Below are 25,355 nucleotides of genomic sequence, written 5' to 3'. Positions count from 1 at the left end.
TGACAATCCGCGGGCAACTTGAGTTGCATGGCGCAAAATTTGACAGCGCCTCAGGCCCGTTTGCTCTGACGTTACAGCAAACGCGCGTCGGGCAGGATCTGTTCTGGCTTCAAATTCAGGTAGCAGGCGGCGAAGTCAGTTTCAGCAGGGCCGAGACTGACGTGCTGATCGATGATCCGCAAAGCTGGAAAGCCTGCACCGGCGGTCTGGATCTGGATGGATTTCGCTACACGCACATCCGGGCCGAAAACATCGGTGAGATCCGGAACCGTATATCCTGGCTCGCATCAGCCACCTGCGGGAAGCTGACCTTCTCCAGCCAGCCCTGGCGTCAGTTCGCGCAGGTTCTACGTGAAAACGGCGACGATTCGGCGGCCCGTAAAGTGCTCATGGCCCGCGAAGCGCAGTATATCTCCCACGAACAGACCCAGATGCGCGCCCGCTATGAGGCGGCTCGCACCTGCGACTGGCAGCAAGGGCCAGCCTTTTTGAAACAGTGCCTGCGTGCGGACGGACTTTGGCTGGAGTATCAGGTGCACCGCCTCTGGTCCTGCCTGAAACGCCTTGTCATCGGCTATGGCTATGATCCCAAGCGCCCGCTTTATTGTTCCGTGGCGCTGATCGCACTCGGCGCAATGCTTGCGCATCTGGGCTGGCAGGCCGGGGTTTTCGCCCCTGCCTCAGATCAGATCCTCACCTCACCGGACTGGCTGACCGCCATGGCCGCAGACCCGGTATCGCCGACACAGCCCTGGCTGAGCAGCGCCTCGGCGCAGCATTATGAGGCGTTTTCACCCTTTCTCTTCGCGCTTGATACCTATCTGCCGGTCATGGATCTCGGGCAGGAGCGGTCCTGGGCGGTGACCACCGTGACCACAACCGGCTCGATCGGCCGCGCGCTTTGGGTCGTGCTGCAGGCGGCGGGCTGGATTGTCACCTCGCTGGGGATCGCAGCGGTGGCGGGGCTGGTGCAGAAGGGGCGCAATGACTGAAGGGGCTTCGCCTCATGAAGCGCCCCCGGACTGGCCGGTTGCAGGCGCCTCAGGCGGCCTGAAAGGTGACGCCCTCAGGCGGTTTCGCGCAGGACTTTGGGGACTTTGAACTCGACGTTCTCAACCGCCGTCTCGACCAGCTCCACCGTCGTCTCAAAGCGGGCGCGGAAGGCGTCGATGACCTCATTGATCAGCACTTCGGGGGCCGAGGCCCCGGCGGTGATGCCGACCGAGGTGATCCCCGAGAGGGCACGCCAGTCGATATCCGCCGCGCGCTGCACCAGCTGGCTGTAAGCACAGCCCGAGGCGCTGCCCACTTCCACAAGCCGCTTTGAGTTTGAGGAATTCGGCGCGCCGATCACCAGAAGCGCGTCGATTTTCGGCGCAATGGCTTTGACCGCCGCCTGACGGTTGGTGGTGGCATAGCAGATGTCATCCTTGGCCGGGATGACGATGGCCGGGAAGCGCGCCTGCAGGGCGGCGGCGATGTCTTTGGTGTCATCGACGGAAAGCGTGGTCTGGGTAATCATCGCAAGCTTCGCGGGATCGCGCACCTGAAGACCCGGCACATCCTCAACCGTCTCGACCAGAAGCACCTCTCCGGGCGGCAGCTGGCCCATGGTGCCGACGGTCTCGGGATGGCCCTCATGGCCGATCATCACCATCTGCAGGCCATTGGAGAAATGGCGCGCGGCCTCATTATGAACCTTGGTCACCAGCGGGCAGGTCGCATCCACGGCGATCATCTCGCGCCGCGCCGCCTCAGCGGGCACGGCTTTCGGCACGCCATGCGCGGAAAAGATCACCGGGCGATCATTGGGGCAATCGTCGAGTTCTTCAACGAAAACAGCGCCCTTGGCGCGCAGATCATCCACGACATATTTGTTGTGCACGATCTCATGACGGACATAGACCGGCGCGCCCCATTTCTGCAGCGCCATCTCAACGATGCGGATCGCCCGATCGACGCCTGCGCAAAAGCCGCGCGGTGCGGCAAGATAAAGGGTCAGCGGCGGCAGAGACATGGCAGGTCCTCAGATCACTTGCGTGCAGCGAACCTAAGCCCATCCGGGATGAAGTTAAAGGCTCAGCCGAAAAGGCCCAGCGTCAGCAGCGCAAGGGCCGCAAAGCGCAGCGTTTTGGCGAAGGTCAGAATGGCGGTCACGGCCACAATCGGCGCACGGGCCAGACCTGCCAGGATCACCAGCAGATCGCCGCCGGGGATCCAGGCCAGCAGAAGGGTCCAGAGACCCCATTTGCGATACCAGGCTTCCAGCTTCTCGCGCTTTTTGCCCGAGACCGGCATCCATTTGTCGCCGCCTGCAGCCCCCGCAGCCCGCGCCATCATATAGGTGGCGACAGAGCCTGCGGTATTGGCGATCGAGGCCACCAGCACAATCACCAGCGGCAGACCAAGCCCCGAGACCAGAAGGCCGATAAACAGGGGCTCAGATGTAAAAGGGAGCGGCGTTGCCGCAGCGAAACTTGCCACGGCCAGGCCTGCAAGGCCGGCTGCCCCCCCGACGCTCATGCGCCGCGCTCCGTGTGACGGAAGATATATGCGCGACGCTGTGTTCTCACCGGACCTCTGCCATAGGCTGCTCTGGTGCATCTTCACCCGTGGGGCGGTCAGATGCAACCCGCGGATCACGCGGCGGTCGGCCGATAACGTCCCGAAGTTCATCGAGTTCGATGAAATTATCCGCCTGACGGCGCAGCTCATCGGCGATCATCGGCGGCTGGCTGCGGATGGTCGAGACCACCGAGACGCGCACACCCTGACGCTGCAGGCTTTCCACCAGCGGCTTGAAGTCACCATCACCCGAGAAGATCACGACATGATCGACATGCGGTGCGAGTTCCATCGCATCCACCGTCAGCTCAATATCCATATTGCCCTTCACCTTACGGCGGCCCTGGCTGTCGGTATATTCCTTGGCCGGCTTGGTGCGCATGGCGAAGCCGTTGTAATTCAGCCAGTCGACCAGCGGCCGGATGGGTGAATACTCTTCATTTTCCAGCAGCGCGGTGTAATAAAACGCCCGCACCAGCTTTCCGCGGCGCATGAACTCCTGACGAAGGAGCTTGTAATCAATATCGAACCCGAGGGTGCGTGCCGCTGCATAAAGGTTGGAACCGTCAATAAACAATGCCAACCGGTCGTCTTTGTAAAACATTTGGTGTCCCCTGAAACCAGCCCTGGGCGTCGCTGACGGGAAAAATGGCAACCGTCAGGTGCTGCCGTCTCCGGGCTGCAGAACTTAAATCGTGTAAAACATCGGCTGCCGCAACATACCTCAATCGAAAGTGTAACATTGCTGTCACCTTCCGCAAAGCGCGTGATCATCGCCGCAGGCGCAAATCTGCCTGTAAAACCTGGTGAAACCGGCCTTTGTTCTACGGGTCCTTATGGGACAATCAGCCGCGTTATTGAGCAGCTTCAGTCTGCAGGCTTTTCGGGACTGCGCGCAAGCCCGGTATACCGTACCCAGGCCTTCCCCGCGGGCTCCGGGCCGGACTATGCCAATGCCGCGTTTTCAGCCTGCTGGAGCGGGACCGCCGCTGAGGCCCTGGCCGCGCTTCATGCAATCGAGGCGGAGGCGGGCAGAGAGCGGCTCACCCGCTGGGGGGCACGGACGCTGGATCTGGACCTCATTGCCATGGAAGATACCGTGCTGCCCGACCGCGCAGGCTTTGCGCATTGGCTGCACCTCGCCCCCGAAGACCAGAGCCGCCTCAGCCCCGATCAGCTGATTCTGCCGCATCCGCGCCTGCAGGATCGGGCCTTTGTGCTGGTGCCTGCGGCCGATGTGGCCCCCGACTGGCGCCACCCGGTGCTGGGCCGAACGATCCGCGAACTCTGCGATGCGCTGCCCCCGAAAGATCGGGCAGAGGTGCGGCTGTGGGATCACAGCGAAACGTGACCGCGCTGCGCCAGGGCTGCCCTTGTCAAGCCCCGATATTTCCACTAAACGATTCCTTCCCATGCCCTATCCAAACCGGAGTACCACATGGCCCGCGTGACGGTCGAAGATTGCGTTGACAAGGTCCCGAACCGTTTCGAGCTGGTGATGCTCGCTTCGCATCGTGCCCGTGAGATTGCTGCCGGTTCCCCCATCACGGTTGACCGTGAGCGGGATAAGAACTCGGTTGTTGCCCTGCGCGAAATCGCAGAAGAAACCCAGCTTGCCGACCCGCTGCGCGACCGCATGATCGCCAGCCTGCAGACCCAGATTGAGGTCGATGAGCCGGAAGAAGATAAAATGTCTCTGCTGATGAGCGCCGAGATGGACCGCCCCGCCTCTGACGATATGTCGGAAGAGCGGATGCTGCGGATGCTCGTCGAAGCTCAGCGCGAAGACTGACGCGCCCCCACACATAAGACCCGGACGGACCTGCGATGATTGATGTTGAAGATCTGATCGCGCTGGTCCGTCTTTACAACCCGCATACCAATGCAGCGCTCATCCGCGAGGCCTATGCCTATGGGATGAAAATGCATGACGGGCAGTTCCGCCGCTCGGGCGAGCCCTATTTCACCCATCCCGTTGCCGTCGCCGCCATCCTGACTGAGATGCGGCTTGATGATGCGACGCTGATCACCGCGCTTTTGCACGACACGATTGAGGATACCAAATCCACCTATACCGAGGTGGAGCGGATGTTTGGCTATGAAGTGGCCGAGCTGGTCGATGGCGTGACCAAGCTGACCAATCTTCAGCTCTCCTCCACCCAGTCGAAACAGGCTGAAAACTTCCGCAAGCTCTTCTTCGCGATGTCGAAGGATCTGCGCGTCATTCTGGTCAAACTCGCGGACCGGCTGCATAATATGCGCACCATCCGCTCGATGAAGCCGGAGAAACAGGCGCAGAAAGCCCGCGAAACCATGGAAATCTATGCGCCCCTCGCCGGTCGCATGGGGATGCAGTGGATGCGCGAAGAGCTGGAGGATCTGTCCTTCCGGGTGCTGAACCCGGAGGCCCGGAACTCAATCCTGCGCCGCTTTATCACGCTGCAGCGCGAATCCGGCGATGTGGTGCATGTCATCACCAATGACATCCGCTCGCTGCTGGAAAAGGCGGAGATTGAGGCCAATGTCTATGGCCGCGCCAAGAAACCCTATTCGATCTGGCGCAAGATGCAGGAGAAGGACCTCGCCTTCTCGCGCCTGTCAGACATTTATGGCTTCCGCGTCATCACCGACAGCATGGAGAACTGCTACCAGATCCTTGGTCTGGTGCATCAGCGCTGGCGCGCGGTGCCGGGGCGCTTCAAGGATTATATCAGCCAGCCAAAGCAGAACGGCTACCGCTCGATCCATACCACCGTCTCGGGCCGCGACGGCAAGCGCGTTGAGGTGCAGATCCGCACCCGCGAGATGCATGAGGTCGCGGAAGCCGGTGTGGCTGCGCATTGGTCCTATAAGGACGGCGCGCGCACGGTGAACCCCTTTGCCGTCGATCCCGCGCGCTGGATCGCGCAGCTGACCGAGCGTCTGGAAGAGACCGATCACAATGAGTTCCTCGAGCATGTGAAGCTTGAGATGTATCAGGATCAGGTCTTCTGCTTCACGCCGAAGGGCGATGTGGTGCAGCTGCCGCGCGGGGCCACGCCCCTCGATTACGCCTATGCGATCCACACCCGCATCGGCAATGCCTGCGTCTCGGCCAAGGTCGACGGCATCCGCGTGCCGCTCTGGACCCGGCTGAAGAACGGGCAATCGGTTGAAATCATTACCGCCGAGGGGCAAAAACCCCAGGCGACCTGGATCGATATTGTGGTCACCGGCCGCGCCAAGGCCGCGATCCGCAAATCCCTGCGCGAAGAAGACCGCGAGCGTTTTGTGAAACTGGGCCGTGAACTCGCGCGGGTCAGCTTTGAGCGCGTCGGCAAAAAGGCCACCGATAAGGCGCTGGAAACCGCCGCCCGCACCCTTTCGCTCCCCGATGCGGAAGAACTGCTGGCGCGTATCGGCTCGGCGGAACTCACCGCGCAGAAGGTGGTGGCGACGCTTTATCCCGAACTCTCGGTCAGCAATACCGAAGTCGACAAAAGCCGCCCCGTGGCGGGTCTTGCCGATGATCAGACCTTCCACCGCGCCAATTGCTGCCAGCCCCTGCCGGGTGAGCGCATCGTCGGCATCACCTATCGTGGCCGCGGTGTGGTCGCCCATGCGATCGACTGCCCGGTCCTTGAAGAATATGGCGATCAGCCCGGACGCTGGATTGACCTGCGCTGGCATCCCGGCCGTCACGCGGCGGTCAATACCGTCTCCCTCGATGTCACCATAGCGAACCACTCGGGCGTGCTGGGCCGGATCTGTACGCTGATCGGCGATCGTCAGGCCAATATCTCGGATATCGTCTTCACCGACAAAAAGCCGGATTATTACCGCATCCTCTTTGATGTGGATCTGCGCGATCTTGAGCATCTGCACACGCTGATGATGACGCTCGATGCCGAGACCGATGTCGCCCGCGTCTCGCGCCGCCGTGATCCGACCCGCAAGCCGGGCAGTTAAGCGGCGGGCGTCGTTAAAATCCCGCCGATTACCCGATTGTGATGGCGAGGGGGCTGCGCCATTTCTGCCGGAGCACCCAGATATGAGAGCTGCCGTCACCCGCCCGGGTTCTGCCGGACGTCTGCCAGAAAAGGACTGTCCCCCTGGTTTTCAAACGTCGCGACAGCCGCCCGCTCTGGCGCTCTGCACTGGAAATGATCTGGCCCAGCAGCGGCTGGAAGCGGGCCGCGACCTATGTCTGGCACCGCATGCGCCGCCTGCCCGACACACCCGAGCGGATTGCCCGGGGCTTTTTCGCCGGGGTCTTCATCTCGTTCACGCCGCTTTTTGGCTTTCACTTCCTCGGCGCGGCCGGGATTGCCTGGGCGATGCGCGGCAATGTTCCGGCGGCTCTCTTTGGCACATTCGTCGGTAACCCCCTGACAACGCCGATCTTTATGACCCTCTCGCTGGAGACGGGCTATTGGCTTTTAGGCACCGAGAACCGCATGACGCTGTCGCAGGTGCTGCCGTTCTTCTCCGAGGCCTCTGCCCAGATCGCGCGCAACCTTTTGTACTTCTGGACCGGGGGCACGCCGGACTGGACACCTCTGCGCGAGTTTTTCTGGCGGATCTGGCTGCCGATGCTGGCAGGCTCCGTGATCCCCGGCACCATTGCCGGGCTGATGTTCCAATGGGGCAGCCTGCCGCTGATCCGCGCCTGGCAGCGCCTGCGCGCCCGCCACCGCGACGCCCGCATCAGCGCGGCGAAAGCCCGGAGCCCAAAGCCGTGAAAGCGGTTTCCTTCCCGGGGCCCCAGGGCTAATCTTTGCCAAAATTCGCTTCTCACCGGAGTTCTGCAATGTCCGCAGCTCAAGCCCTTCGCCTTGGCGTCAATATCGACCACATTGCCACTTTGCGAAATGCCCGCGGCTCGGCCTATCCCGATCCGGTGCGCGGAGCGCTGCTGGCCCAGGCGGCGGGTGCCGATGGCATCACCGCCCATCTGCGCGAAGACCGCCGCCACATCATCGACAGCGATATTGAGCGGCTGATGGCGGTCATTGCGCTGCCGCTGAACTTTGAGATGGCGGCCACCGATGAGATGCAGGCCATTGCGCTGCGCCACAAACCCCATGCCGTCTGCATCGTGCCGGAAAAGCGCGAAGAGCGCACCACCGAGGGCGGTCTCGATGTGCTCTCCGATGAGGCGCGCCTCACGGATTACATCGCGCCCCTGGCTGCTGCAGGCAGCCGGGTGTCGCTTTTCATCGGCCATGATCCGCGTCAGATCGAAGCAGCCGCCCGCGCAGGGGCTGCGGTGGTCGAACTTCACACCGGCCATTACTGCGATCTGCACGCCGAAGGCCGCATGGCTGAGCGCGATGATGAGCTTCGCGACCTGATGGGCGGCGCGGCGCTGGCCGCCTCGCTGGGCCTTGAGGTCCATATGGGCCACGGCCTCAGCTTTGAAACCGTTGAGCCGATCGCCGCCATCCCCGAAGTGGTTGAGCTGAACATCGGCCATTTCCTGATCTCGGAATCCGTCTTCATGGGCCTTGATCCGGCGATCCGCGAAATGCGCCGCCTGATGGATCTGACCCGTCAGGCCATGGCCTGATCGTGCGGACACCTGGCGGAATGATCCTCGGCATCGGCACGGATCTGGCGAATATCGAACGGATTTCCGGCACGCTTGACCGCTTTGGCGACCGCTTTCGCAACCGCGTCTTCACCGAGGCCGAACAGGCCCGGGCCGAGCGGCGCCGCGAAACGGTGGCCACCTATGCCAAACGCTGGGCCGCCAAAGAGGCCTGCTCCAAAGCGCTTGGCACCGGTCTGCGCATGGGCATCGCCTGGCGCGATATGGAGGTGTCAAACCTGCCCTCCGGCCAGCCGGTGATGAAAGTCCATGGCTGGGCGGCCGAGCGTCTGGCCGCCATGACGCCCCCGGGGCATGAGGCCATTATCCATGTCTCGCTGACCGACGATCACCCCTGGGCCCAGGCCTTTGTGGTCATCGAGGCGCGCCCCAGGCCGCCCGCAGCCGTCGCTTGACAGCCGCCCCCCTCACGCGCACATAGCACCGAAGCTCAGGAAAGACGGAAATGGCAGCCAAAGCAGAAAAAAAAGACGGCATCTTTGAAACGGTCAAGACCGTGGTCTACGCGGTTGCGATCGCGGCTGTCTTTCGGACTCTGCTGTTTCAGCCGTTCTGGATCCCCTCGGGGTCGATGAAAGAGACGCTGCTGATCGGGGATTTCCTCTTCGTCAACAAGATGTCCTACGGCTATTCGCGCTATTCCTGCCCGATGGGTCTTTGCCCCTTCGAGGGCCGTCTCTTCGCCTCTGAGCCTGAGCGCGGTGATGTGGTGGTCTTCCGCCATCCGGTCAACGGCTCTGACTTCATCAAGCGCCTGATCGGCCTTCCGGGTGACACCGTGCAGATGGTGGACGGCAAAGTGGTGCTGAACGGCACCGAACTGCCCCAGACCCCCGCGGGCGATTTCACTGAGACCTATGAGCCCCAGGGCCCCATGGGCAATGAGCCGCGCTGCGCCAATGCGCCGGTCGGTGCGGGCGGCACCTGCATCAAACCGCGCATGATGGAGACGCTGCCCGGTGGCCACAGCTATCCGGTGCTCAATATCGACGACGGCGGCTTTGCCGATAATACCCCGGTCTTCACAGTTCCGCCGGGGCATTACTTCTTCCTTGGTGACAACCGTGACAACAGCCAGGACAGCCGTTACGGCCGTGCCGTGGGCGGCGTGGGCTTCGTGCCGGCGCAAAATCTGATCGGTCGCGCGGACCGCATCATGTTCTCCTCGGCGGGCAAGTCGCTTTTCTTCTTCTGGACCTGGCGGTCAGATCGTTTCTTCAAGGCAGTACAGTGAGACTCTCGGCAGACCTTCAGACGTTTCAGATCACACTCGGGCATCATTTCCGCAGGCCCGAGCTTCTGGTCCGTGCCCTGACCCATCCCTCCATCGCGACCGCCACCCGGCCTGACAACCAGCGGCTTGAGTTTCTCGGCGACCGCGTGCTGGGCCTTGTGATGTCGGAAGCTCTGCTGATGGCGGATCGCGCGGCCTCAGAAGGCCAGCTGGCCCCGCGCTTCAACACGCTGGTGCGCAAGGAAACCTGCGCCGAAGTCGCCCGCGAGCTGGGCATCGGCGACGTGCTGCGCCTTGGCCGCTCAGAGATGCTCTCCGGCGGGCGCCGCAAAGAGGCGCTGCTGGCCGATGCCATGGAATCTGTGATCGCCGCCGTCTACCGCGATGCCGGCTTTGAAGTGGCCAAGGCCCTCGTGCTGCGCCTCTGGGGCAGCCGTGTCACCGATGTGCGCGCCGATGCCCGCGACCCCAAGACCTCGCTGCAGGAATGGGCCCAGGCCCGCGGCCTGCCGCCCCCGAGCTATACTGAGATCGCCCGTGAGGGTCCCCCCCACGAGCCCCGCTTCACCATCGCCGTCCGCCTCGCCTCCGGCGAGGAGGAGCAGGCGAAAGCCGGTTCCAAACGCGCCGCCGAACAGACGGCCGCCCGCACGCTTCTCGCGCGCCTGGAGACTACCTCATGAACGACCAGAACGACGAAATCCCGCACATCGCCCCCGCTGAAACCGCCGTTGACCTCCCGAAAGGCCCGCAGCGCGCGGGCTTTGTTGCTCTCATCGGAGAGCCCAATGCCGGCAAATCGACCCTGCTGAACCGCGTGGTCGGGGCGAAAGTCTCGATCGTGACGCATAAGGTGCAGACCACCCGCGCCCGCATCCGCGGCGTCGCCATGGCACCCGGCGCCAATGCGCAGATCGTCTTCATCGACACCCCCGGCATCTTTCGCCCGCGCCGCCGCCTTGACCGCGCCATGGTCACCGCCGCCTGGGGCGGTGCTGCCGACGCTGACATCGTGGTCCTGCTGATTGAGGCCCACCGCGGCCTCACCGAAGGCACCAAAGCCATCCTTGAGGCGATCCGCGACAAACTGCCCGGCAAGACCCAGGTGGCACTGGCGATCAACAAAATCGACCGCGTCAAAGCCGAAACCCTGCTCGCCCTGACCCAGGAAATGAACGAAGCCTATCCCTTCGTCAAAACCTTCATGGTCTCGGCAGAACGCGGCTACGGCGTTGAGGATCTGCGCAACTGGCTCGGCAATCAACTCCCCGAGCATCCCTGGCTCTACCCGGAAGACCAGATCGCCGATCTGCCGATGCGCATGATCGCCGCCGAAGTCACCCGCGAAAAGCTGACCCTGCGTCTGCACGAAGAGATCCCCTATCAGCTCACCGTTGAGACCGAGAAATGGGAAGACCGCAAAGACGGCTCCACCCGGATCGACCAGCTGATCTATGTCGCGCGGGATGGCCACAAGGGCATCATCCTCGGCTCCGGCGGCACGACGATCAAAGCGGTCTCCACCGCCGCCCGCCAGGATCTGAGTGAGTTCCTCGGCCGCCCGGTCCACCTTTTCCTGCAGGTGAAGGTCCGCCCCGAGTGGCTCAATGAAAAAGAGCGCTACTCCGAGATGGGCCTCAATTTCAAAGACGGCGACGCCTGACTTTGGCTTTTTAAAAATACTCCGGGGCCCGGGGCAGCGCCCCGGACCTCTCCGCCAGGATCCCGCTCTGACGGATCCCCCGGCAACAGTTTCGCCCCACTCCCCCCCTCCCCGCAGGTTTCTGATGTCCGCTCCCCGCCTCACCGCTGAGTTCTGGGTCAAAGCCTATCTCACCCGGCTGCGGCTGGCGGATATTGCGGCCTATGTCACGGCAAAGGGCGATGCGGATGCGGGAACGGTGCTGGTGAAATGCGCCACCCTCGACGGTCAGGCCCGCGCCTTCAGCCGCAGTTATGATCTGATGACCGGAGCCCGCGTCTGGCTGGAACTCGCCTCCGGCCCCGAGCGCGACGTCGATGAGGCGCTGACCCGCGCCCGCAGCCGCGACCGGGATCTGTGGATTATCGAGCTGGAAGACCGTGCCGGGCGCACCCTTCTGGATGAGCCCGGCCTGAAAGACTGACGCCGCCGTTTGCACCTGCAGACAGAGGTCCCCGCCTCAGCCCGCCACCGGCACGCAGATCAGGATCTCCGCATCATCGGGCTGAATCCCCGGCTCCATGCTGTCAGCATAAAGCTCAAAGGGCTTGCGGCTGTCATCAATCTGCTCACCCGAGCCGGGCATCCAGTCTTCATAGAACCAGCACCAGGCCTTCATCAGGCTGTCAAAGCCGCCCTTATGGGTCAGAACGGCATAGCGCCCCGGCGACAGTTCTGCCGGGGTCATGCCCTCAGGGGCAGCCAGGATCTCAGACATCAGCACCCCCAGATCGGCGCGCTGATCCGCAGGGGGCGTGGTGCTGGGATCATCGAGATAGATCCCGACAATGGCCTCAACCTCGGGCGCGAAAACCCGGGCACCGGCCAGGATCTCTTCAAGCTTTTCGAACCCTTTTTCGACTTCCGCATAGGGGCCCGTCCAGGGCATCAGCAACATGGGTTGTGTTTCAAGCGTCGTTACTCGTACCGGATACATGGGGTGCTCCTCACACTACCTCCGGCTAACGCCCGAGGATCAGGCAGAGTTTCCCATGCGAAAATTTTACAACAACGTTTCCGCACCCATTCACGTAATGTTGAACAAATAAATCAGGGCGTGTTTATGCAGCATTATAAACAACTTATGGGTAAATAGCGAACCATACCAATCGCCTGCCGATCGCAAAATCCGTCCCAACTCCGGTCCCTGGCCCCGAAGGCCCCACACCTACTGTAACAGACGGCAGAGCCGGATGTTCCCGACATTTCGCCAAGATCAAGGGCTGCCCACCTCAGGTTGCAAAGGATCCGGCCTGTCCGCAGCGGAAAGAGAATCACCGGGCAACCCGCCCGCTGCCCCCCGAAGGCCACACGGGCCCTGCCCCTCCGCCGCATCCGACGCCCGCGCGCCGCTGGCAATCGTCCCCCGCCAGGGCCCTTCAGCAGCCCTTTTGCCGCTGTGACTTCTCATCGGGTTGATCCTGCCGCAACACTTCTCCATATAGACAGGGTTCCTCCGGAGGTCCGTGTTGATGCAATATCTCGAATTCGAAAAACCCCTCGCTGAAATCGAAGGCAAGGCGGAAGAGCTGCGTGCCATGGCACGGGCGAATTCTGAGGCTGACGTCAGCAAAGAAGCCGATGCGCTTGACCGCAAGGCCGAAGCGCTGCTGAAAGACCTCTATAAAGACCTGTCGGCCTGGCGCAAATGCCAGGTGGCCCGTCATCCTGACCGGCCGCATTGTAAAGATTACATCGACACGCTCTTTACCGAATATACCCCCCTCGCCGGGGATCGCAATTTTGCCGATGACCATGCCGTCATGGGCGGTCTGGCCCGTTTCAACGACCAGCCGGTCGTGGTGATCGGTCAGGAAAAAGGCCATGACACCAAGTCGCGCATTGAGCGCAACTTCGGCATGGCCCGTCCCGAAGGCTACCGCAAAGCCGTGCGCCTGATGGAAATGGCCGACCGCTTCGGCCTGCCGGTCATCACCCTTGTCGACACCCCCGGCGCCTATCCCGGCAAAGGTGCGGAAGAGCGCGGGCAGTCGGAAGCCATTGCCCGCTCGACCGAGAAATGCCTGCAGATCGGCGTGCCGCTGATCTCGGTCATCATCGGCGAAGGCGGCTCGGGCGGCGCTGTGGCCTTTGCCACCGCCAATAAAGTCGCCATGCTGGAGCATTCGGTCTATTCGGTCATCACGCCCGAAGGCTGCGCCTCGATCCTGTGGAAAGACGCAGACCGCGCCCGCGATGCCGCCGAAGCGCTGCGCCTGACCGCGCAGGATCTGCTGAAGCTGGGCGTGGTCGACAAGATCATCCGCGAGCCGCTGGGCGGCGCACAGCGCGACCGCGAGAGCACCATTGCGGCTGTCGGCGATGCCATCACCGCCATGCTGAAAGACCTGAACGAGAAATCCCCCGATGCGCTGGTCAAAGCCCGTCGGGAGAAATTCCTCGGCATGGGCGCGCGCGGCCTCGCCGCCTGAGCCACCCGTCCTCCAGATAAAAACACCGGCAGCGCCCTTCGGCCTGCCGGTGTTTTCATATCTGACAGCGCCTTACTTCAGGCAGTCGCTGATTTTCTGCGCCAGATCACGCATCAGCGCCGCATAAAGCCCGGGGCCTTTCTCCAGCGTTGAGCCTGCCGGATCGAGGGCCGCGCCCTTCTGAACGGCACTCCCCTCCAGAACGGTGTCCAGAAGCCGCTCGGACTGCCCGACCTCGGGAAAGGCGCAGACGACCTCCTCCCCGGCCAACTGCATCCGAAGCGCGCTCAGATGCTGTGCACCGGGGCCTGCGGCATCCCCCGCAGCCACGGTGCCTGCGGTGTGCAGCCCGTAATGCCCGGTGAAATAGCCATAGGCATCATGGCCCAGCACGAAAGCGCGGTCCTTCACCGGCTCCAGCAAAGCGCGCAACTCTGCGTCAAGGCCGCGCAGGGTGGCAGCGGCCTCTTTGGCGTTGGCGCGGTAATGCGCGGCGTTCTCCGGATCAGCTTCAGCCAGACGGCGCGCGATCAGATCGAGCCAGTAAAGCGCATTCGCAGGCTCCAGCCAGGCATGGGGGTCGGTGTCGCCATGGGCGTGGTCATGCCCCTCATGATCATGCTCGTCATGCGCGTGGCCCTCATGGTCGTGAGGCTCATGCTCCCCATCACCCCAGGCACGCAGCCGGGTGCCGGGGGCCTGCAAAAGCGGCAGCGAGGCCTTTTTGCCCCCCTCCAGCGCGCGCGCCATCCAGGGCGCCATCTCCGGGCCGGTCCAGATCACCAGATCCGCCCGCGCAAGCGCCGAGGCCTGGCTCGGGCGCAGCGCGAAGGTGTGGCCGTCCCCGGGCTGATCCATCATCAGAACCGGCACGGCCCTGTCGCCCGCCACCAGCGAGACAAGCGAATGCACCGGCGGCAGATCCGTCACAAGGCGCAGCTCCGCCGCCTGAAGCGCCAGCGGCATCAGGCAGGCCACCGCGGAGGTCCTTACGAATTTCAGCATAGCGGGGTCCTTTGCGGGCTTTCCTTAGGGCGTCAGTTTCTGTATGTGATAATATAACATGTCAAGCGGTGAAATTCGAATGCAGACCCCGGCCTTTCATCACCACGAACATCACCATTGCACCGGCACGGTCCTGGCCGAAGCCGAGCAGCGCGCGCGCCGCTCTGGCGTGCGCCTGACCCCCGTGCGCCGCCGCACCCTTGAGATTTTGCTCGAAGAACACCGCGCCATGGGCGCCTATGAGGTGCTGGACCGCCTGGCCGCCGAGGGCTTTGGCCGCCAGCCTCCGGTCGTCTATCGGGCACTGGAATTTCTTGTGGATCAGGGGCTTGCCCACCGGGTTCAGCGGCTCAATGCCTTTGCCGCCTGTATGCACCCGGCCGAAGATCATGAGCCCGCCTTCCTGATCTGCCACCTGTGCAAGCGCATCGCTGAGGCCCCCGCCGACGAGATCCGCGCCGCCCTTGTCGCCACGGCTGCGGCCTTTGGCTTCACGGTTGAGGGCATGAGCCTTGAGGCCACCGGGCTTTGCCCCGACTGCAGCGAGGGCAATGATGCTCGTTGAGGCAAAGGCACTGACCATCCGCCGCGGCAGCGAGACGCAGCTTTCGGCAGTCGATTTTCACATCAAAGCGGGCGAAATCGTCACCGTGCTCGGGCCGAACGGCTCGGGCAAATCGACGCTGATGCGCGCGCTTTTGGGGATCCTGCCGCCCTCCTCGGGGGAGGTGCGCCGCGCGCCAGGTCTGGTGATCGGCTATGTGCCGCAGAAACTGGCCGTGGATCACAATCTGCCGATGACGGTGCGGCGCTTTCTCTCGCTGCCCAAACGGGTCAGCGATGCTGAGGCCATGGCCGCGCTCGCCCGGACCGGCGTCGATGCGGGGCTGGCGCAGCGGCAGATGTCGGCGCTGTCGGGCGGACAGTTGCAGCGCGTGCTGCTGGCCCGCGCTCTGCTGGCGAAACCGCAGCTTCTGGTGCTGGATGAGGCGACCCAGGGGCTCGATCAGCCCGGAGAGGCCGCCTTTTACCGCCTGATCGCCGAGATCCGCGCCGAGACCGGGGCGGCTGTGCTGATGGTCAGCCATGATCTGCATGTGGTCATGGCCGCCTCGGACCGCGTGGTCTGCCTCAATGGTCATGTCTGCTGTGAGGGCACGCCGCGCGTGGTCTCTAACGCGCCGGAATATCGCGCGCTCTTTGGCCTTGGCACCCAGGGCGCGCTGGCGCTTTACCGCCATGAGCATGACCACGGCCATGATCACAGTCACGCCCATGATGGCGCGCTGCTGCCCGCCACCCATATCCACGGCCCCGGTTGCAACCACGGACATGCCCATAATGCCTGATGATTTTCTGATCCGCGCGGGCCTTGCAGGCGTCGGCGTGGCCCTGGCGGCGGGGCCGCTGGGCTCTTTTGTGATCTGGCGGCGCATGGCCTATTTTGGGGATGCGACCTCACATGCCGCTATCCTTGGTGTGGCCATGGCGCTGGCGCTGAATCTGCCGGTGCTGGCGGGAACGGCCATTGTGGCGCTTGCCATGGCGGGCACGGTCTCTGCGCTGGCGGGACGGGGCTGGGCGATGGACACGCTGCTGGGGGTCATCGCGCATTCGGCGCTGGCCTTTGGTCTGGTGGCCGCCTCAATGATCCCCGGCGCGCGCATGGGGCTGGAGAGCTGGCTTTTCGGCGATATTCTCGCGGTCAGCCGCAGTGATCTGGCGGTGATCTGGGGCGGAGCGGCATTGGTGGTGGCGCTGCTGGCCTGGCGCTGGCAGGCGCTGCTGACCTGCACGCTGCATGAAGACCTGGCCCAGTCATCCGGTCTGAACCCGGGGCGCGAGCGGCTGATCCTGACGCTGGCGCTGGCGCTGACGGTCTCGGTCTCGCTGAAGGTCATCGGGGCGCTGCTGATTGCGGCCATGCTGATCATTCCGGCGGCGGCGGCGCGGGTCGTGACCCGCACCCCTGAAGGCATGGCCATGGCAGCCTCCGGGCTTGGAGCCGCGGCCGCACTTGGCGGACTTTTCCTGTCGTTTCAGCAAGATACGCCTGCAGGACCCTCGATCGTAGCGGTGGCGGCGGTGATCTTTGCGGTGCTTCTCGCCGGCAGCGCACTGCGGCGGGGACGTTAAACGCCCAGACCCGGTCCGGGACAGCTTAAAGGCGCTGTGCTGCGCGAGACTTCCTGAAGCTGCCGGTTGTGGCCCAGGCCGAGAAACTCTGCCCTCAGCCCGCTGCCCCCGATTTCAAAGCGCCAGCATTGTCTGTCGTTGCCGTTGTCATAGAGAAAGCAGATCTGCCCCGGCTCAGGGTCGGACCAGGTGCCGTATTGGCAGGGGCCACCCTCAAACTGCCAGATCACCCGGCGGTCCGGCAGATATTGCTCTGCGCCATAGGGGATGCCGTGGTTTTGCCACTCCAGGGTCTGCCCGGTCACCGCAGCCTCAAAGCCCGCGCCATCCAGCGCGGCGGCGGGCGCGGCCAGCAGAAAAACCAGGGCTGCGGGCAGATGCATCAGAGCCTCCTGTCGCGGTTGGATCAGAGTGGCAGAGCCTTGGCCCCCATGACCAGTCACATTTCAGCGCGGCAGATGCGGATGCATCACCCGAAACCAAAGGCGCGGCACCAGGGCGAGGGCCGCCATGACCGGCAGGCTGTAAGGCAGCCGCAGCCCCCGCTCTGGCAGGGTCAGGCCGGGATAGGCCCTGAGGGGATTCGCGTGGTGATCGGAATGGCGCGGGGCGTTCAGCATCAGTGCAGATGAGGCCCACTGCGCCGCGTCCCAGGAGTGCTGCGGCCCCACCGCCTCCAGCCGGCCATCGGCAAGCCGCTCCCGGCGCAGGCCGTAGTGCTGGACGTAATCCGACAGCAAAAGCTGCAGCTGCGCATAAGCCGCAAGCCCCGCCCAGATCAGCACCCCGCGCCCGCCCGCAAGGGCAAAGGCCAGGGCCGCCGTGGCAAACGTCAGCCCTGCGTAAATCCGATAGGGTGTGACCGGGCCCTGACGCAGTTCCGCTTCGGCGGCGCGGCCGGCGCGGTATTCTGCGGGCCAGACCCGCAGCAGATAGCGCCAGAACCCTTCTCCGCGCCGCGCGGTATTGGGGTCGCGCTCACTGGCGACATAGCGGTGATGCACCAGCCGATGGGCCGAGGCGTGATGCCCGTAACCGATTGTCGAATAAAGAAGAACCCCAAGCGCGCGCAGGAAGCGGCTGTTGCGGTGGATCAACTCATGCGCGTTGGAATTGGAGACCTGCCCCAGCCAGAGCGCGAAGCCCAGAAACAGCGCCACCCTTGCACCGAGGCCAAGCGCAGGATCGGGACCCGACAGCCGCCAGATCAGCCAGGGCAGCAGCAGAAGATGCAGCCCCCCCAGCACCACACAAAGCGCCGGGGCCGCCGGAAATTCATCCGCCTCCGGCACGGCAGGGGCGGCGCGCGCGGCAAAGCGGTCAAGCACCGCCACCATGCCCGCGATAAAGGCCAGCGCCAGCACCGCCGCAGCACCGCCATAAGCTGCGCCAAACAGCAGCAGAGCCACGGGCAGAAGCGTCATCGCAGAAAACAGCGACAGCGCCCGGCGCGTGGCGGCACTCACAGCAGTCTCAGTCACGGCTTTCACTTTCTGACGGTCCCGGTCTGTTACGGAACCGTCAGTCTCGCAGTCAGTTCCTGCGAAAGCGTTACACGCAGGCCGGATCAGCGCAAGGTCGCGAGAATCCAGTCCAGGGTGACCGGCATGGCGATCATTTCGCTGGAGCCTGCGCGGCGCATCAGCGCCAGCCGCGAGGCGGGCCGCAGCCAGGCCAGCGCCTTCGCGCGTTTGACCAGCGCCTCTGCCATCCCCTCGGGGGCCACCGAAAGCCAGCCCTTCAGCGCCAGCCGCGCTTCCGCATCCCCTTCAAGGCGCAGCGAAAACAGCGAATGCAGCAGCACCAGCATATCCTGGGCCATCAGCTTTGGGCTGCTGTTGTCGCGGCGATAGCGCTCAAAGTCGATCAGCCGCGCCTGATCGCCATCCCAGCAGATGTCGCGCAGCTTGGGGCGGCCATGGACCACACCCGCGGCATGAAAGGCCCCGAGCGCGCGCCCCGCAGCCTCCAGCGCGGGGGCCAGCTCTTCTGCATTTTGCGCGCCGCGCAGCAGATGGGCAACCGGGGTGCCAATCTCGGTGGTGGCGAAGAAATCCGGGCCTTCAGCGCGGATGGCGGGCACCGGAAGCTGTTGACGGGCCAGATCTTTCAGCGCTAGGCGGTCGGCCTCAAAGGCGCGGCGGCTGTTGCCCTTCAGGATCCGCCACCAAAGCGACAGGCTGTCTTCCGTGCGCTTGAGCCAGAGCGCCTCACCGCCGCCACTGACCCGCTGCACCCGCTGGGGCGGCGCTTTCAGCGCCTGGGCCAGTGCCTCGCGCAGCGGGGCGGGAAGGGCGGGATCAAAATACTCGGACACGGGTTGCATAAAGACATCAGATCCAAAAGCAGCCACAAAGGGCCAGGGCCTGCGCCATATAGGCCGGACCAGCCCGATTTTCCACCACCTGCGTGGTTTGGGCCGCTTTCCACCGCGCCAGCCTTGCGCTAGCAGAAGAAAAGCCATCACGACTGAGGGGCAGGCCATGTCATTTTTCGGAAAGCTCAAGGAGCGTCTGTTCAAATCTTCCTCCCGCCTCTCGGACGGGCTTGATGAGATCGTCGCCGACCAGAGCAGCACGGCCGCAGTAGCCGAACCCACGCCCGCAGCCCCCCCGGCGCAGGCCGCGCCGCAGAGTGCCCCGGCAGAGCGCCCGGTCACTCCGGCGGCACCCGCAGCCCGGCCGGAACCTGTGGCTGTCGCTGAGCCCAAGCCTGAGCCGGAAGAGCCTGCTGCAAAGCCCGGCTTCTTTGCCCGTCTGGCCGGAGCCGTCATCCCGGAAGCCGAGCAGCGCCGTCTGGTCGATGATGAGATGCTGGAGACGCTGGAGGATCTGCTGATCCGTGCCGATATGGGGGTCGAGACCGCCGCGCGTGTCACCGCCAATATCGCCGAGGGCCGGTTTGGCCGCCGCATCAGCGCGCGCGAGCTGCGCGAGGCGCTGGCGGGCGAAGTGGCCCGCATCCTGGAGCCGGTGGCCAAACCGCTGCCGATCTATCCCCGGCGTCCGCAGGTGGTGCTGGTGGTGGGGGTCAATGGCTCGGGGAAAACCACGACCATCGGCAAGCTTGCCGCGCAGTTCCGCGCGGCGGGCAAGAAGGTGGTGATTGCCGCAGGCGACACCTTCCGCGCAGCGGCAGTCGAGCAGCTTCAGGTCTGGGGCAAACGCGCTGATGTGCCGGTGCTGACGGCGGCCCAGGGCTCGGACCCGGCTTCACTGGCCTTTGATGCGCTGACCCAGGCGCAGCGTGATGGCGCGGATCTTTTGCTAATCGATACCGCAGGCCGTCTGCAGAACCGTCAGGATCTGATGGAAGAGCTGGCCAAGATCGTGCGGGTGCTGCGCAAGGTGGACCCGGATGCGCCGCATAACACCCTGCTGGTTCTGGATGCCACCACCGGGCAGAATGCCCTGGCCCAGGTTGAGGTCTTCCGCCGCATCGCCGATGTGACGGGGCTGGTGATGACCAAGCTTGACGGCACGGCGCGGGGCGGTGTGCTGGTGGCGCTGGCTGATAAATTCGGCCTGCCGATCCATGCCATCGGCGTGGGCGAGCAGATCGACGATCTGGCGCCCTTTGATCCGGAAGATTTCGCCCGCGCCCTTGTGGGGGCTTCGGACTGAGTAAGCTGCGGCAGCCGCTGTTTTAATGTGCAGCGCCGGGGGCTTTGCGCCCCCGGACCCCCGCAGAGTATTTTGAAAAAGCCAAAGATCAGCCCCTCTGACGCGAAAGGATCACGCCTGTGACTGAGCTGATCCTTGCGCTGGAGGGCACCCCTGAGGGGCGGCAGATCGCGCTGTGGCTGGCGCTGCTGGCGGCCTTTTGTCATGCGCTGATGAGTGCGCTGCAAAAGGGCCGTTTTGACCCCTGGCTGATGCGCGGCGGGATGGATCTGACCTATGGGCTGATCGCTTTGCCGCTGGTGATTTTTGTGGCGCCCTTCCCGGCGCCGCATCTGTGGCCCTTTCTGATCGGGTCTTTTGTGCTGCACAGCCTGTTCAAGCTGGCCCAGGGCGCGGCCTTTTCGCGCGGGGCGTTCACGGTGGTCTATCCCACCAGCCGCGGCACCGGGGCGCTGGTCTCTGTGGCGCTTGCCTGGGTGCTTTTTGGCGAGACGCTGGCGGGCTGGCAATGGGCGGGGCTGGCGCTTTTGATCGCGGGGATCGGGGGTCTGGCGCTTTGGAACCTGCGCTATGTGGCGCTGAGCCGCGAGACCCTGGCCCCGGCCCTGGGTTTTGCGGGGCTGACCGGCGCGATGGTGGCGATTTACACCGGCTTTGACGCCTGGGGGCTGCGCGCTTCGGGCAGTGAGCCCTTCAGCTTCATCGCCTGGTTTTTCCTGCTCGACAGCCTGTTGATGCCCTGGCTTGCGCGGCACCGCTTTCGTGCCCTGCCGCGCGCCGATCTGCGCCCGTGGCTTTTGCGCGCAGTGGCCGGGGGCGCGACGGCCTGGATCAGCTTTGGCTCGATCCTGATCGCCACGCGGATCGGCAATGTGGCCGAAGCGGCGGTGGTGCGGGAAATCTCGACGGTTTTTGCGGCGCTGCTTGGCTTTGTGATCCTCGGCGAGCGCTCGCGCCCGGCGCAGATTGCGCTGATGGGGCTGATCGCGCTTGGGGCCATTGGCGTCAAGGTCTTTGCAACCACTCCGTGACAGCGCCCCCTGTGGGGCGTTATGGTTGAGGGAAAGTGATCGCCGCCCGCTTGTGCCGCCCCGCTGGGACTGCGAGAAAAGCTGCGATCCAGCCGGGAGTGCCATGAAGGATGTCTGAGACAATGTCGGAGAAACGCGCGGTCAGCCCGCTTGTCAAACTGGGGCTGGAGCTGGGTCCGGTGGTGTTGTTCTTCATCGCCTACAGCCGCTGGAAAGATCAGGTCTTCACCCTTGGGGGCACCGACTATTCCGGCTTCATCGTGATCACCGCCGGGTTTATCCCGCTGATGGTGCTTTCGACGCTGGTGCTGTGGAAGCTGACCGGCCATCTGAGCCGGATGCAGATGATGTCGACTCTGCTGGTGGTGGTTTTTGGCGGGCTGACGGTCTGGCTGAATGACGACACCTTCTTCAAGATGAAGCCCACGATCATCTATGCGCTTTTCGGCACCCTGCTGGGGATTGGTCTTTTGCGCGGCGAATCCTGGCTTGCCAGTGTGATGGAGAGCATGGTTCCCATGACCCATGCAGGCTGGATGGCGCTGACGAAGCGGATGTGCGGCTTTTTCTTTGGCCTTGCGGTGCTGAATGAAGGGGTCTGGCGCTTCATGTCGACCGATGCCTGGGTCAGCTTTAAGACCTTTGGGCTGCCGTTGGCGCTGTTTGTCTTCATCATGTCGCAGGGCGGGCTGATCGCGCGCCATCAACTGCCGAAAGATCCGGGGCAGTGATTGCCACCCTTGGCGCGCTCGGGACCGGATTTGCGCTGGTCTATTGGCTGAAAGGCCGCGGCGCTGAGGGCGAAAAGGGGCTGCCGCTGGTGGTGGCCAAGACCGCCTCAACCGCCTGTCTGGCGCTGGCGGGGCTGCTGGCGGGGATCAATCCCTTTCTCACCGCCGGTCTGGCCTTTGGTGCTCTGGGGGATTTTGCCCTGACGCAGAGGGGCCAGCGCGCCTTTCTGGCGGGGCTGGTGGCCTTTGCCATCGGGCATCTGCTTTATATTCCGGGCTTTCTCAGCACCTTCGGGCCCCCCGTGGCACCGCCCCTCTGGGCAGTGGCGCTGCTGCCGCTGTTTCTGAGCACGTTTTACTGGCTTTTGCCCCATGCCGGGGCTTTGCGGCTGCCGGTCATGGGCTATGCGGCGATCATCTGCCTGATGACACTGGCCGCCCTTTGCGCCCCGGCTGAGGGCCCCCGGGGGCTTTTGTGGCCGGGGGTTCTGCTCTTTGTCGCCTCAGATGTGATCCTGGCGCTGCGGCTGTTCCGGCTGAAAGCGCCGCGCGCAAGGCAGATCGCTTCGCTTGCCCTCTGGCCTTTGTATTTCGCAGGCCAGGGGCTGATTTTACTGGCGGGTCTGAACGCTTAATCGCGTTTGCCGAAGAGGGTCTTCTGCGCCTCTTTGCTCATCGGCGCGTTGGAGCGCCTGTCGGCGCCCACATCGCGCCCCGTCGCAAAGCCCGGCCGCGCGGCCAGAGCGTCCAGCCAGCGCTTCAGATGCGGCTTATCGGAGATGTCCTGCTCCTGACGCTCCCAAAGCACCGCCCAGGGCCAGATTGCCATATCGGCGATCGACAGGAAGTCTCCGGCCACAAACTCATGCTTCGCCAGCTGACGGTCGAGGACGCCGTGCAGCCGGTTCACCTCGCTGCGGTAGCGGTCTTTGGCATAGGGCAGCACCTGCGGCGGATCGAGCTGCGGCGCATAGCTGAGGAAGTGATGCGCCTGCCCCGCCATGGGACCCAGGCCGCCCATCTGCCACATCAGCCATTGCTCGACCGCGGCCTGTTCGCGCGCGGTCGAGCCGCCGAATTTCCCGGTCTTACGGGCGAGATACTGCAGGATCGCGCCGCTTTCAAAAAGGCTGATCGGCTGGCCGTCGGGGCCATCCGGATCGGTGATCGCGGGCATACGGTTGTTCGGCGCGATGGCAAGAAACTCCGGCGCGAACTGCTCTCCGGCGCCGATGTTGATGTATTTCACCTCATAGGGCAGCCCCATCTCTTCGAGCGCGATGGAGATTTTCCAGCCATTGGGCGTGGGCCAGTAATAAAGTTCAATGGGTTGAGCCATGGGACCTCCTGATTTGCGCCGGACCGGGAACCCGGCAGGGCCTCGCGGGCTTTTCCCCCGCAGTTCCGGCGTCAGTCAGAAGGAAAGGACGTCAAATGTCGATACTCAATTCTCTGGTCACAGCCCTGACCGGCGGAGGGGCGGGCGGCTCTTCCAAAGGCGGCACGCTGGCCAATATCGCGCGGGTCGCCATGCGAAATCCGCAGCTTCTGGCCGTGGCCGCCGCCATGTTCACCAGCGCCAATAAACACGGCGGCCTTTCGGGGATGCTTGATAAGTTCAAACAGCACGGCCTTGGCGATGTGGCGCAAAGCTGGGTGGGCCAGGGCGAGACCAAAGAGGTCAATGCCGAGCAGATCCGTGAGGTATTTGGCACCGAAGGCATCGAGCGGATCGCGCAGAAATCCGGGGCCTCGCCCCAGGAGACGCCGGATCTGCTGGCCTCGGTGCTGCCGGGTCTGGTGAATATGCTGACCCCTGAAGGCCGCACCCCGCCTCAGACTGAAGCCCCGAAAAGCAGCGAAGATGTGCTGGCGATGCTGCAGAACATGCTCAAAGGGCGCTGAGCCGGCTCAGGCGGGGGCGTGGAGACGCGCCCCGCTTGACCTTCCGGCATGAGGGGCGTAAGCGCGGCATGTGGCGCTTTGTTTCCGGATTGCGGGCCACGTTAAACAAACCGCTAAAGAGGAGCCATGGCCCCGGACAGAAACTGTCCCCGACCCGGCCCCCTCATCTTCCGGAGGCTTGTGTCGAAGGGGATACCTTATGAGCACCGACTGGAAAACGCGCACGAAACTCGTTCATGAGGGCGTTCGTCGCAGTCAGTTTAACGAAATGTCGGAAGCGATCTTCCTGACCCAGGGCTTTGTCTATGACAGCGCTGAGCAGGCCGAAGCCCGCTTCATCAATTCGGACCCGAACGAGTTCATCTACGCGCGCTACGGCAACCCGACCACCCGCACCTTTGAAGAGCGTGTCGCCGCCCTTGAGGGCACGGAAGACGCTTTCGCCTGTGCCTCGGGCATGGCGGCCGTCAACGGCGTGCTGACCGCGCTTCTGAAGGCCGGGGATCACATCGTGGCCGCCCGCGCGCTCTTTGGCTCGTGTATTTACCTGATGTCGGATGTGCTGGGCCGCTACGGCGTGAAGGTCACCTATGTGGATGGCACCGATCTGAACGCCTGGGCAGCGGCGGTGACCGAAGAGACGAAGCTCGTCTTCTTCGAATCGGTCTCCAACCCGACGCTGGAAGTGATCGACATCCGCGCTGTGGCTGAGATTGCCCATGCCAAAGGCGCGCTGGTTGTCGTCGACAACGTCTTTGCGACGCCGGTTTTCTCGGATGCGGTCGCCCAGGGTGCCGATATCGTGGTCTATTCGACCACCAAACATATCGACGGCCAGGGCCGTGCGCTTGGCGGTATCATCTGCTCAACCACCGAGATCATCCGGGGCAAAATTGAGCCCTATATGAAACACGCCGGGGCCGCGATGAGCCCGCATACCGCCTGGCTGATGATCGGCGGTCTGGTGACGCTGGATCTGCGCTGCCGGGCCATGGCTGAATCGGCGCTGACCATTGCCCGCGCGCTGGAAAACCACCCCAATGTCGGGCAGCTGATCTATCCGGGCCTCGAAAGCCACGCGCAGCATCAGCTTTCGATGGAGCAGATGAACGGCTCGGGCGGCACTTTGATCGCGATTGACGTGAAGGGCGGCAAGGAGGCGGCCTTTAAGGTGCTGAACGCACTGACCATTGCCAAGATCTCGAACAACCTTGGTGATGCGAAATCCATCGCGACCCATCCGGCGACCACCACCCACCAGCGTCTGCCGGAAGACCAGAAGGCGCTCCTGGGCATCACCCCGGGCCTGCTGCGCATCTCGATCGGGCTTGAGGATAAAGACGATCTGATCGCGGACTTCAAAGCCGCGCTCGACGCGCTGTGATGACGGACGGCTGCGGG

Annotated in this window: 30 protein-coding genes and 1 riboswitch; of the genes, 21 read left to right on the top strand and 9 right to left on the bottom strand. The window is 63.8% G+C overall.

The annotated features are described in order from the left end of the window. Positions 1-161 precede the first annotated feature (161 nt). A complete protein-coding gene (locus EG244_RS20290) occupies positions 162-992 on the top strand; it encodes a hypothetical protein (RefSeq protein WP_124963090.1) in 831 nt (276 codons plus the stop codon). A gap of 74 nt (positions 993-1,066) precedes the next feature. Here the strand turns inward: EG244_RS20290 and ispH are convergent, their stop codons facing one another. From ispH to EG244_RS00725, 3 genes are all read right to left on the bottom strand, one after another. Next, positions 1,067-2,017 carry a 4-hydroxy-3-methylbut-2-enyl diphosphate reductase gene (ispH, locus tag EG244_RS00735; protein ID WP_124963089.1) on the bottom strand — a complete coding sequence of 317 codons (951 nt, stop codon included), beginning with the start codon at positions 2,015-2,017 and terminating at the stop codon, positions 1,067-1,069. A 62-nt stretch (positions 2,018-2,079) separates the two neighbouring features. After that, the gene (locus EG244_RS00730) at positions 2,080-2,523 is read right to left on the bottom strand and encodes a YqaA family protein (RefSeq protein ID WP_124963088.1); all 444 of its coding nucleotides are present in this window, start codon (positions 2,521-2,523) and stop codon (positions 2,080-2,082) included. A gap of 46 nt (positions 2,524-2,569) precedes the next feature. Then, complete coding sequence (locus tag EG244_RS00725; RefSeq protein WP_124963087.1) at positions 2,570-3,169, bottom strand: LabA-like NYN domain-containing protein; 600 nt, start codon at positions 3,167-3,169, stop codon at positions 2,570-2,572. 138 nt (positions 3,170-3,307) lie between these two features. On the opposite strand from EG244_RS00725, the gene folK reads away from it, so the two are divergent. The 10 genes from folK to EG244_RS00675 all read left to right on the top strand — a co-directional run bounded on the left by folK (position 3,308) and on the right by EG244_RS00675 (position 11,515). After that, complete coding sequence (gene folK / locus EG244_RS00720; RefSeq protein WP_325050374.1) at positions 3,308-3,916, top strand: 2-amino-4-hydroxy-6-hydroxymethyldihydropteridine diphosphokinase; 609 nt, start codon at positions 3,308-3,310, stop codon at positions 3,914-3,916. Between the two features lie 87 nt (positions 3,917-4,003). After that, positions 4,004-4,357: a DNA-directed RNA polymerase subunit omega gene (gene rpoZ / locus EG244_RS00715; RefSeq protein ID WP_124963086.1), complete on the top strand. Its 354-nt coding sequence runs from the start codon at positions 4,004-4,006 to the stop codon at positions 4,355-4,357. Between the two features lie 35 nt (positions 4,358-4,392). Next, positions 4,393-6,513 (top strand): RelA/SpoT family protein, encoded by a 2,121-nt coding sequence (locus tag EG244_RS00710; RefSeq protein WP_124963085.1) that lies wholly within the window; start codon positions 4,393-4,395, stop codon positions 6,511-6,513. Between the two features lie 194 nt (positions 6,514-6,707). Beyond that, the gene (locus EG244_RS00705; protein WP_124963084.1) at positions 6,708-7,286 is read left to right on the top strand and encodes a DUF2062 domain-containing protein; all 579 of its coding nucleotides are present in this window, start codon (positions 6,708-6,710) and stop codon (positions 7,284-7,286) included. Between the two features lie 68 nt (positions 7,287-7,354). Beyond that, positions 7,355-8,113, top strand: a complete 759-nt coding sequence (locus EG244_RS00700; protein ID WP_124963083.1) for a pyridoxine 5'-phosphate synthase — start codon at positions 7,355-7,357, stop codon at positions 8,111-8,113. Between the two features lie 20 nt (positions 8,114-8,133). Next, positions 8,134-8,550 (top strand): holo-ACP synthase, encoded by a 417-nt coding sequence (gene acpS, locus EG244_RS00695; protein ID WP_124963082.1) that lies wholly within the window; start codon positions 8,134-8,136, stop codon positions 8,548-8,550. 50 nt (positions 8,551-8,600) lie between these two features. Continuing rightward, complete coding sequence (gene lepB, locus EG244_RS00690) at positions 8,601-9,389, top strand: signal peptidase I (protein WP_124963081.1); 789 nt, start codon at positions 8,601-8,603, stop codon at positions 9,387-9,389. After that, positions 9,386-10,072, top strand: a complete 687-nt coding sequence (rnc, locus tag EG244_RS00685) for a ribonuclease III (RefSeq protein WP_124963080.1) — start codon at positions 9,386-9,388, stop codon at positions 10,070-10,072. Before lepB ends, rnc begins: the two co-directional genes overlap by 4 nt. Beyond that, complete coding sequence (gene era / locus EG244_RS00680) at positions 10,069-11,052, top strand: GTPase Era (RefSeq protein WP_124963079.1); 984 nt, start codon at positions 10,069-10,071, stop codon at positions 11,050-11,052. The genes rnc and era overlap by 4 nt, the downstream gene beginning before the upstream one ends. Positions 11,053-11,176: 124 nt before the next feature. After that, positions 11,177-11,515, top strand: coding sequence for a DUF1491 family protein (locus EG244_RS00675; RefSeq protein WP_124963078.1), 339 nt, complete (start codon positions 11,177-11,179; stop codon positions 11,513-11,515). Positions 11,516-11,551: 36 nt separating this feature from the next. Here EG244_RS00675 and EG244_RS00670 read toward each other — a convergent pair whose 3' ends face one another. Then, positions 11,552-12,028: an AraC family transcriptional regulator gene (locus EG244_RS00670; protein ID WP_124963077.1), complete on the bottom strand. Its 477-nt coding sequence runs from the start codon at positions 12,026-12,028 to the stop codon at positions 11,552-11,554. 535 nt (positions 12,029-12,563) lie between these two features. Between EG244_RS00670 and EG244_RS00665 the strand changes: the two genes are divergently transcribed. After that, positions 12,564-13,523, top strand: coding sequence for an acetyl-CoA carboxylase carboxyltransferase subunit alpha (locus EG244_RS00665; protein WP_124963076.1), 960 nt, complete (start codon positions 12,564-12,566; stop codon positions 13,521-13,523). A 72-nt stretch (positions 13,524-13,595) separates the two neighbouring features. Here EG244_RS00665 and EG244_RS00660 read toward each other — a convergent pair whose 3' ends face one another. After that, the gene (locus EG244_RS00660) at positions 13,596-14,528 is read right to left on the bottom strand and encodes a zinc ABC transporter substrate-binding protein (protein ID WP_124963075.1); all 933 of its coding nucleotides are present in this window, start codon (positions 14,526-14,528) and stop codon (positions 13,596-13,598) included. Positions 14,529-14,607: 79 nt separating this feature from the next. Here EG244_RS00660 and EG244_RS00655 point away from each other — a divergent pair, with 79 nt between their 5' ends. From EG244_RS00655 to EG244_RS00645, 3 genes are read left to right on the top strand one after another with little or no spacing between them, the layout of a single operon-like run. Then, positions 14,608-15,093 carry a Fur family transcriptional regulator gene (locus EG244_RS00655; protein ID WP_199737682.1) on the top strand — a complete coding sequence of 162 codons (486 nt, stop codon included), beginning with the start codon at positions 14,608-14,610 and terminating at the stop codon, positions 15,091-15,093. Further along, positions 15,080-15,877 carry a metal ABC transporter ATP-binding protein gene (locus EG244_RS00650; RefSeq protein ID WP_124963073.1) on the top strand — a complete coding sequence of 266 codons (798 nt, stop codon included), beginning with the start codon at positions 15,080-15,082 and terminating at the stop codon, positions 15,875-15,877. Before EG244_RS00655 ends, EG244_RS00650 begins: the two co-directional genes overlap by 14 nt. Then, positions 15,870-16,664: an iron chelate uptake ABC transporter family permease subunit gene (locus tag EG244_RS00645; RefSeq protein ID WP_124963072.1), complete on the top strand. Its 795-nt coding sequence runs from the start codon at positions 15,870-15,872 to the stop codon at positions 16,662-16,664. Before EG244_RS00650 ends, EG244_RS00645 begins: the two co-directional genes overlap by 8 nt. Here the strand turns inward: EG244_RS00645 and EG244_RS00640 are convergent. The 3 genes from EG244_RS00640 to EG244_RS00630 all read right to left on the bottom strand — a co-directional run bounded on the left by EG244_RS00640 (position 16,661) and on the right by EG244_RS00630 (position 18,990). Continuing rightward, positions 16,661-17,047, bottom strand: coding sequence for a hypothetical protein (locus EG244_RS00640; RefSeq protein WP_124963071.1), 387 nt, complete (start codon positions 17,045-17,047; stop codon positions 16,661-16,663). The genes EG244_RS00645 and EG244_RS00640 overlap by 4 nt on opposite strands. A gap of 63 nt (positions 17,048-17,110) precedes the next feature. Next, positions 17,111-18,145: an alkane 1-monooxygenase gene (locus EG244_RS00635; RefSeq protein WP_233588877.1), complete on the bottom strand. Its 1,035-nt coding sequence runs from the start codon at positions 18,143-18,145 to the stop codon at positions 17,111-17,113. A gap of 86 nt (positions 18,146-18,231) precedes the next feature. Next, positions 18,232-18,990, bottom strand: a complete 759-nt coding sequence (locus EG244_RS00630) for a BUD32 family EKC/KEOPS complex subunit (protein WP_124963070.1) — start codon at positions 18,988-18,990, stop codon at positions 18,232-18,234. A gap of 157 nt (positions 18,991-19,147) precedes the next feature. Between EG244_RS00630 and ftsY the strand changes: the two genes are divergently transcribed. The 4 genes from ftsY to EG244_RS00610 all read left to right on the top strand — a co-directional run bounded on the left by ftsY (position 19,148) and on the right by EG244_RS00610 (position 22,684). Then, positions 19,148-20,287, top strand: coding sequence for a signal recognition particle-docking protein FtsY (gene ftsY, locus EG244_RS00625; protein WP_124963069.1), 1,140 nt, complete (start codon positions 19,148-19,150; stop codon positions 20,285-20,287). A gap of 119 nt (positions 20,288-20,406) precedes the next feature. After that, entirely contained in the window at positions 20,407-21,318 is a 912-nt protein-coding gene (locus EG244_RS00620) for an EamA family transporter (protein ID WP_124963068.1), read from the top strand. 122 nt (positions 21,319-21,440) lie between these two features. Continuing rightward, complete coding sequence (locus tag EG244_RS00615; RefSeq protein ID WP_124963067.1) at positions 21,441-22,049, top strand: inner membrane-spanning protein YciB; 609 nt, start codon at positions 21,441-21,443, stop codon at positions 22,047-22,049. Beyond that, positions 22,046-22,684, top strand: coding sequence for a lysoplasmalogenase (locus EG244_RS00610; RefSeq protein ID WP_124963066.1), 639 nt, complete (start codon positions 22,046-22,048; stop codon positions 22,682-22,684). The genes EG244_RS00615 and EG244_RS00610 overlap by 4 nt, the downstream gene beginning before the upstream one ends. Here EG244_RS00610 and EG244_RS00605 read toward each other — a convergent pair. Further along, positions 22,681-23,388 carry a glutathione S-transferase N-terminal domain-containing protein gene (locus EG244_RS00605; RefSeq protein ID WP_124963065.1) on the bottom strand — a complete coding sequence of 236 codons (708 nt, stop codon included), beginning with the start codon at positions 23,386-23,388 and terminating at the stop codon, positions 22,681-22,683. The genes EG244_RS00610 and EG244_RS00605 overlap by 4 nt on opposite strands. Between EG244_RS00605 and EG244_RS00600 the strand changes: the two genes are divergently transcribed. Next, positions 23,292-23,954 carry a YidB family protein gene (locus EG244_RS00600; RefSeq protein ID WP_124963064.1) on the top strand — a complete coding sequence of 221 codons (663 nt, stop codon included), beginning with the start codon at positions 23,292-23,294 and terminating at the stop codon, positions 23,952-23,954. The two genes, EG244_RS00605 and EG244_RS00600, sit on opposite strands and share 97 nt — an antisense overlap. A gap of 60 nt (positions 23,955-24,014) precedes the next feature. Then, positions 24,015-24,094, top strand: a riboswitch (SAM riboswitch). Positions 24,095-24,153: 59 nt separating this feature from the next. Next, positions 24,154-25,338, top strand: a complete 1,185-nt coding sequence (metZ, locus tag EG244_RS00595) for an O-succinylhomoserine sulfhydrylase (protein ID WP_124963063.1) — start codon at positions 24,154-24,156, stop codon at positions 25,336-25,338. Positions 25,339-25,355: the final 17 nt, after the last annotated feature.

The organism is Falsigemmobacter faecalis (genome assembly GCF_003863335.1).
In the GTDB taxonomy this organism is placed as follows: Bacteria; Pseudomonadota; Alphaproteobacteria; order Rhodobacterales; family Rhodobacteraceae; genus Wagnerdoeblera; species Wagnerdoeblera faecalis.
The sequence above is the reverse complement of the archived record's forward strand: the minus strand, read 5'-3'. Positions and strand labels throughout refer to the sequence as shown.

Bases quoted from the DNA above. Each gene is read 5' to 3' on its own strand.
- ispH (WP_124963089.1), bottom strand. From the start codon at position 2,017: ATGTCTCTGCCGCCGCTGACCCTTTATCTTGCCGCACCGCGCGGCTTT.
- EG244_RS00730 (WP_124963088.1), bottom strand. From the start codon at position 2,523: ATGAGCGTCGGGGGGGCAGCCGGCCTTGCAGGCCTGGCCGTGGCAAGT.
- EG244_RS00725 (WP_124963087.1), bottom strand. From the start codon at position 3,169: ATGTTTTACAAAGACGACCGGTTGGCATTGTTTATTGACGGTTCCAAC.
- rpoZ (WP_124963086.1), top strand. From the start codon at position 4,004: ATGGCCCGCGTGACGGTCGAAGATTGCGTTGACAAGGTCCCGAACCGT.
- EG244_RS00710 (WP_124963085.1), top strand. From the start codon at position 4,393: ATGATTGATGTTGAAGATCTGATCGCGCTGGTCCGTCTTTACAACCCG.
- EG244_RS00705 (WP_124963084.1), top strand. From the start codon at position 6,708: ATGATCTGGCCCAGCAGCGGCTGGAAGCGGGCCGCGACCTATGTCTGG.
- EG244_RS00700 (WP_124963083.1), top strand. From the start codon at position 7,355: ATGTCCGCAGCTCAAGCCCTTCGCCTTGGCGTCAATATCGACCACATT.
- acpS (WP_124963082.1), top strand. From the start codon at position 8,134: ATGATCCTCGGCATCGGCACGGATCTGGCGAATATCGAACGGATTTCC.
- lepB (WP_124963081.1), top strand. From the start codon at position 8,601: ATGGCAGCCAAAGCAGAAAAAAAAGACGGCATCTTTGAAACGGTCAAG.
- era (WP_124963079.1), top strand. From the start codon at position 10,069: ATGAACGACCAGAACGACGAAATCCCGCACATCGCCCCCGCTGAAACC.
- EG244_RS00675 (WP_124963078.1), top strand. From the start codon at position 11,177: ATGTCCGCTCCCCGCCTCACCGCTGAGTTCTGGGTCAAAGCCTATCTC.
- EG244_RS00670 (WP_124963077.1), bottom strand. From the start codon at position 12,028: ATGTATCCGGTACGAGTAACGACGCTTGAAACACAACCCATGTTGCTG.
- EG244_RS00665 (WP_124963076.1), top strand. From the start codon at position 12,564: ATGCAATATCTCGAATTCGAAAAACCCCTCGCTGAAATCGAAGGCAAG.
- EG244_RS00660 (WP_124963075.1), bottom strand. From the start codon at position 14,528: ATGCTGAAATTCGTAAGGACCTCCGCGGTGGCCTGCCTGATGCCGCTG.
- EG244_RS00655 (WP_199737682.1), top strand. From the start codon at position 14,608: ATGCAGACCCCGGCCTTTCATCACCACGAACATCACCATTGCACCGGC.
- EG244_RS00650 (WP_124963073.1), top strand. From the start codon at position 15,080: ATGATGCTCGTTGAGGCAAAGGCACTGACCATCCGCCGCGGCAGCGAG.
- EG244_RS00645 (WP_124963072.1), top strand. From the start codon at position 15,870: ATGCCTGATGATTTTCTGATCCGCGCGGGCCTTGCAGGCGTCGGCGTG.
- EG244_RS00640 (WP_124963071.1), bottom strand. From the start codon at position 17,047: ATGCATCTGCCCGCAGCCCTGGTTTTTCTGCTGGCCGCGCCCGCCGCC.
- EG244_RS00630 (WP_124963070.1), bottom strand. From the start codon at position 18,990: ATGCAACCCGTGTCCGAGTATTTTGATCCCGCCCTTCCCGCCCCGCTG.
- ftsY (WP_124963069.1), top strand. From the start codon at position 19,148: ATGTCATTTTTCGGAAAGCTCAAGGAGCGTCTGTTCAAATCTTCCTCC.
- EG244_RS00615 (WP_124963067.1), top strand. From the start codon at position 21,441: ATGTCGGAGAAACGCGCGGTCAGCCCGCTTGTCAAACTGGGGCTGGAG.
- EG244_RS00605 (WP_124963065.1), bottom strand. From the start codon at position 23,388: ATGGCTCAACCCATTGAACTTTATTACTGGCCCACGCCCAATGGCTGG.
- metZ (WP_124963063.1), top strand. From the start codon at position 24,154: ATGAGCACCGACTGGAAAACGCGCACGAAACTCGTTCATGAGGGCGTT.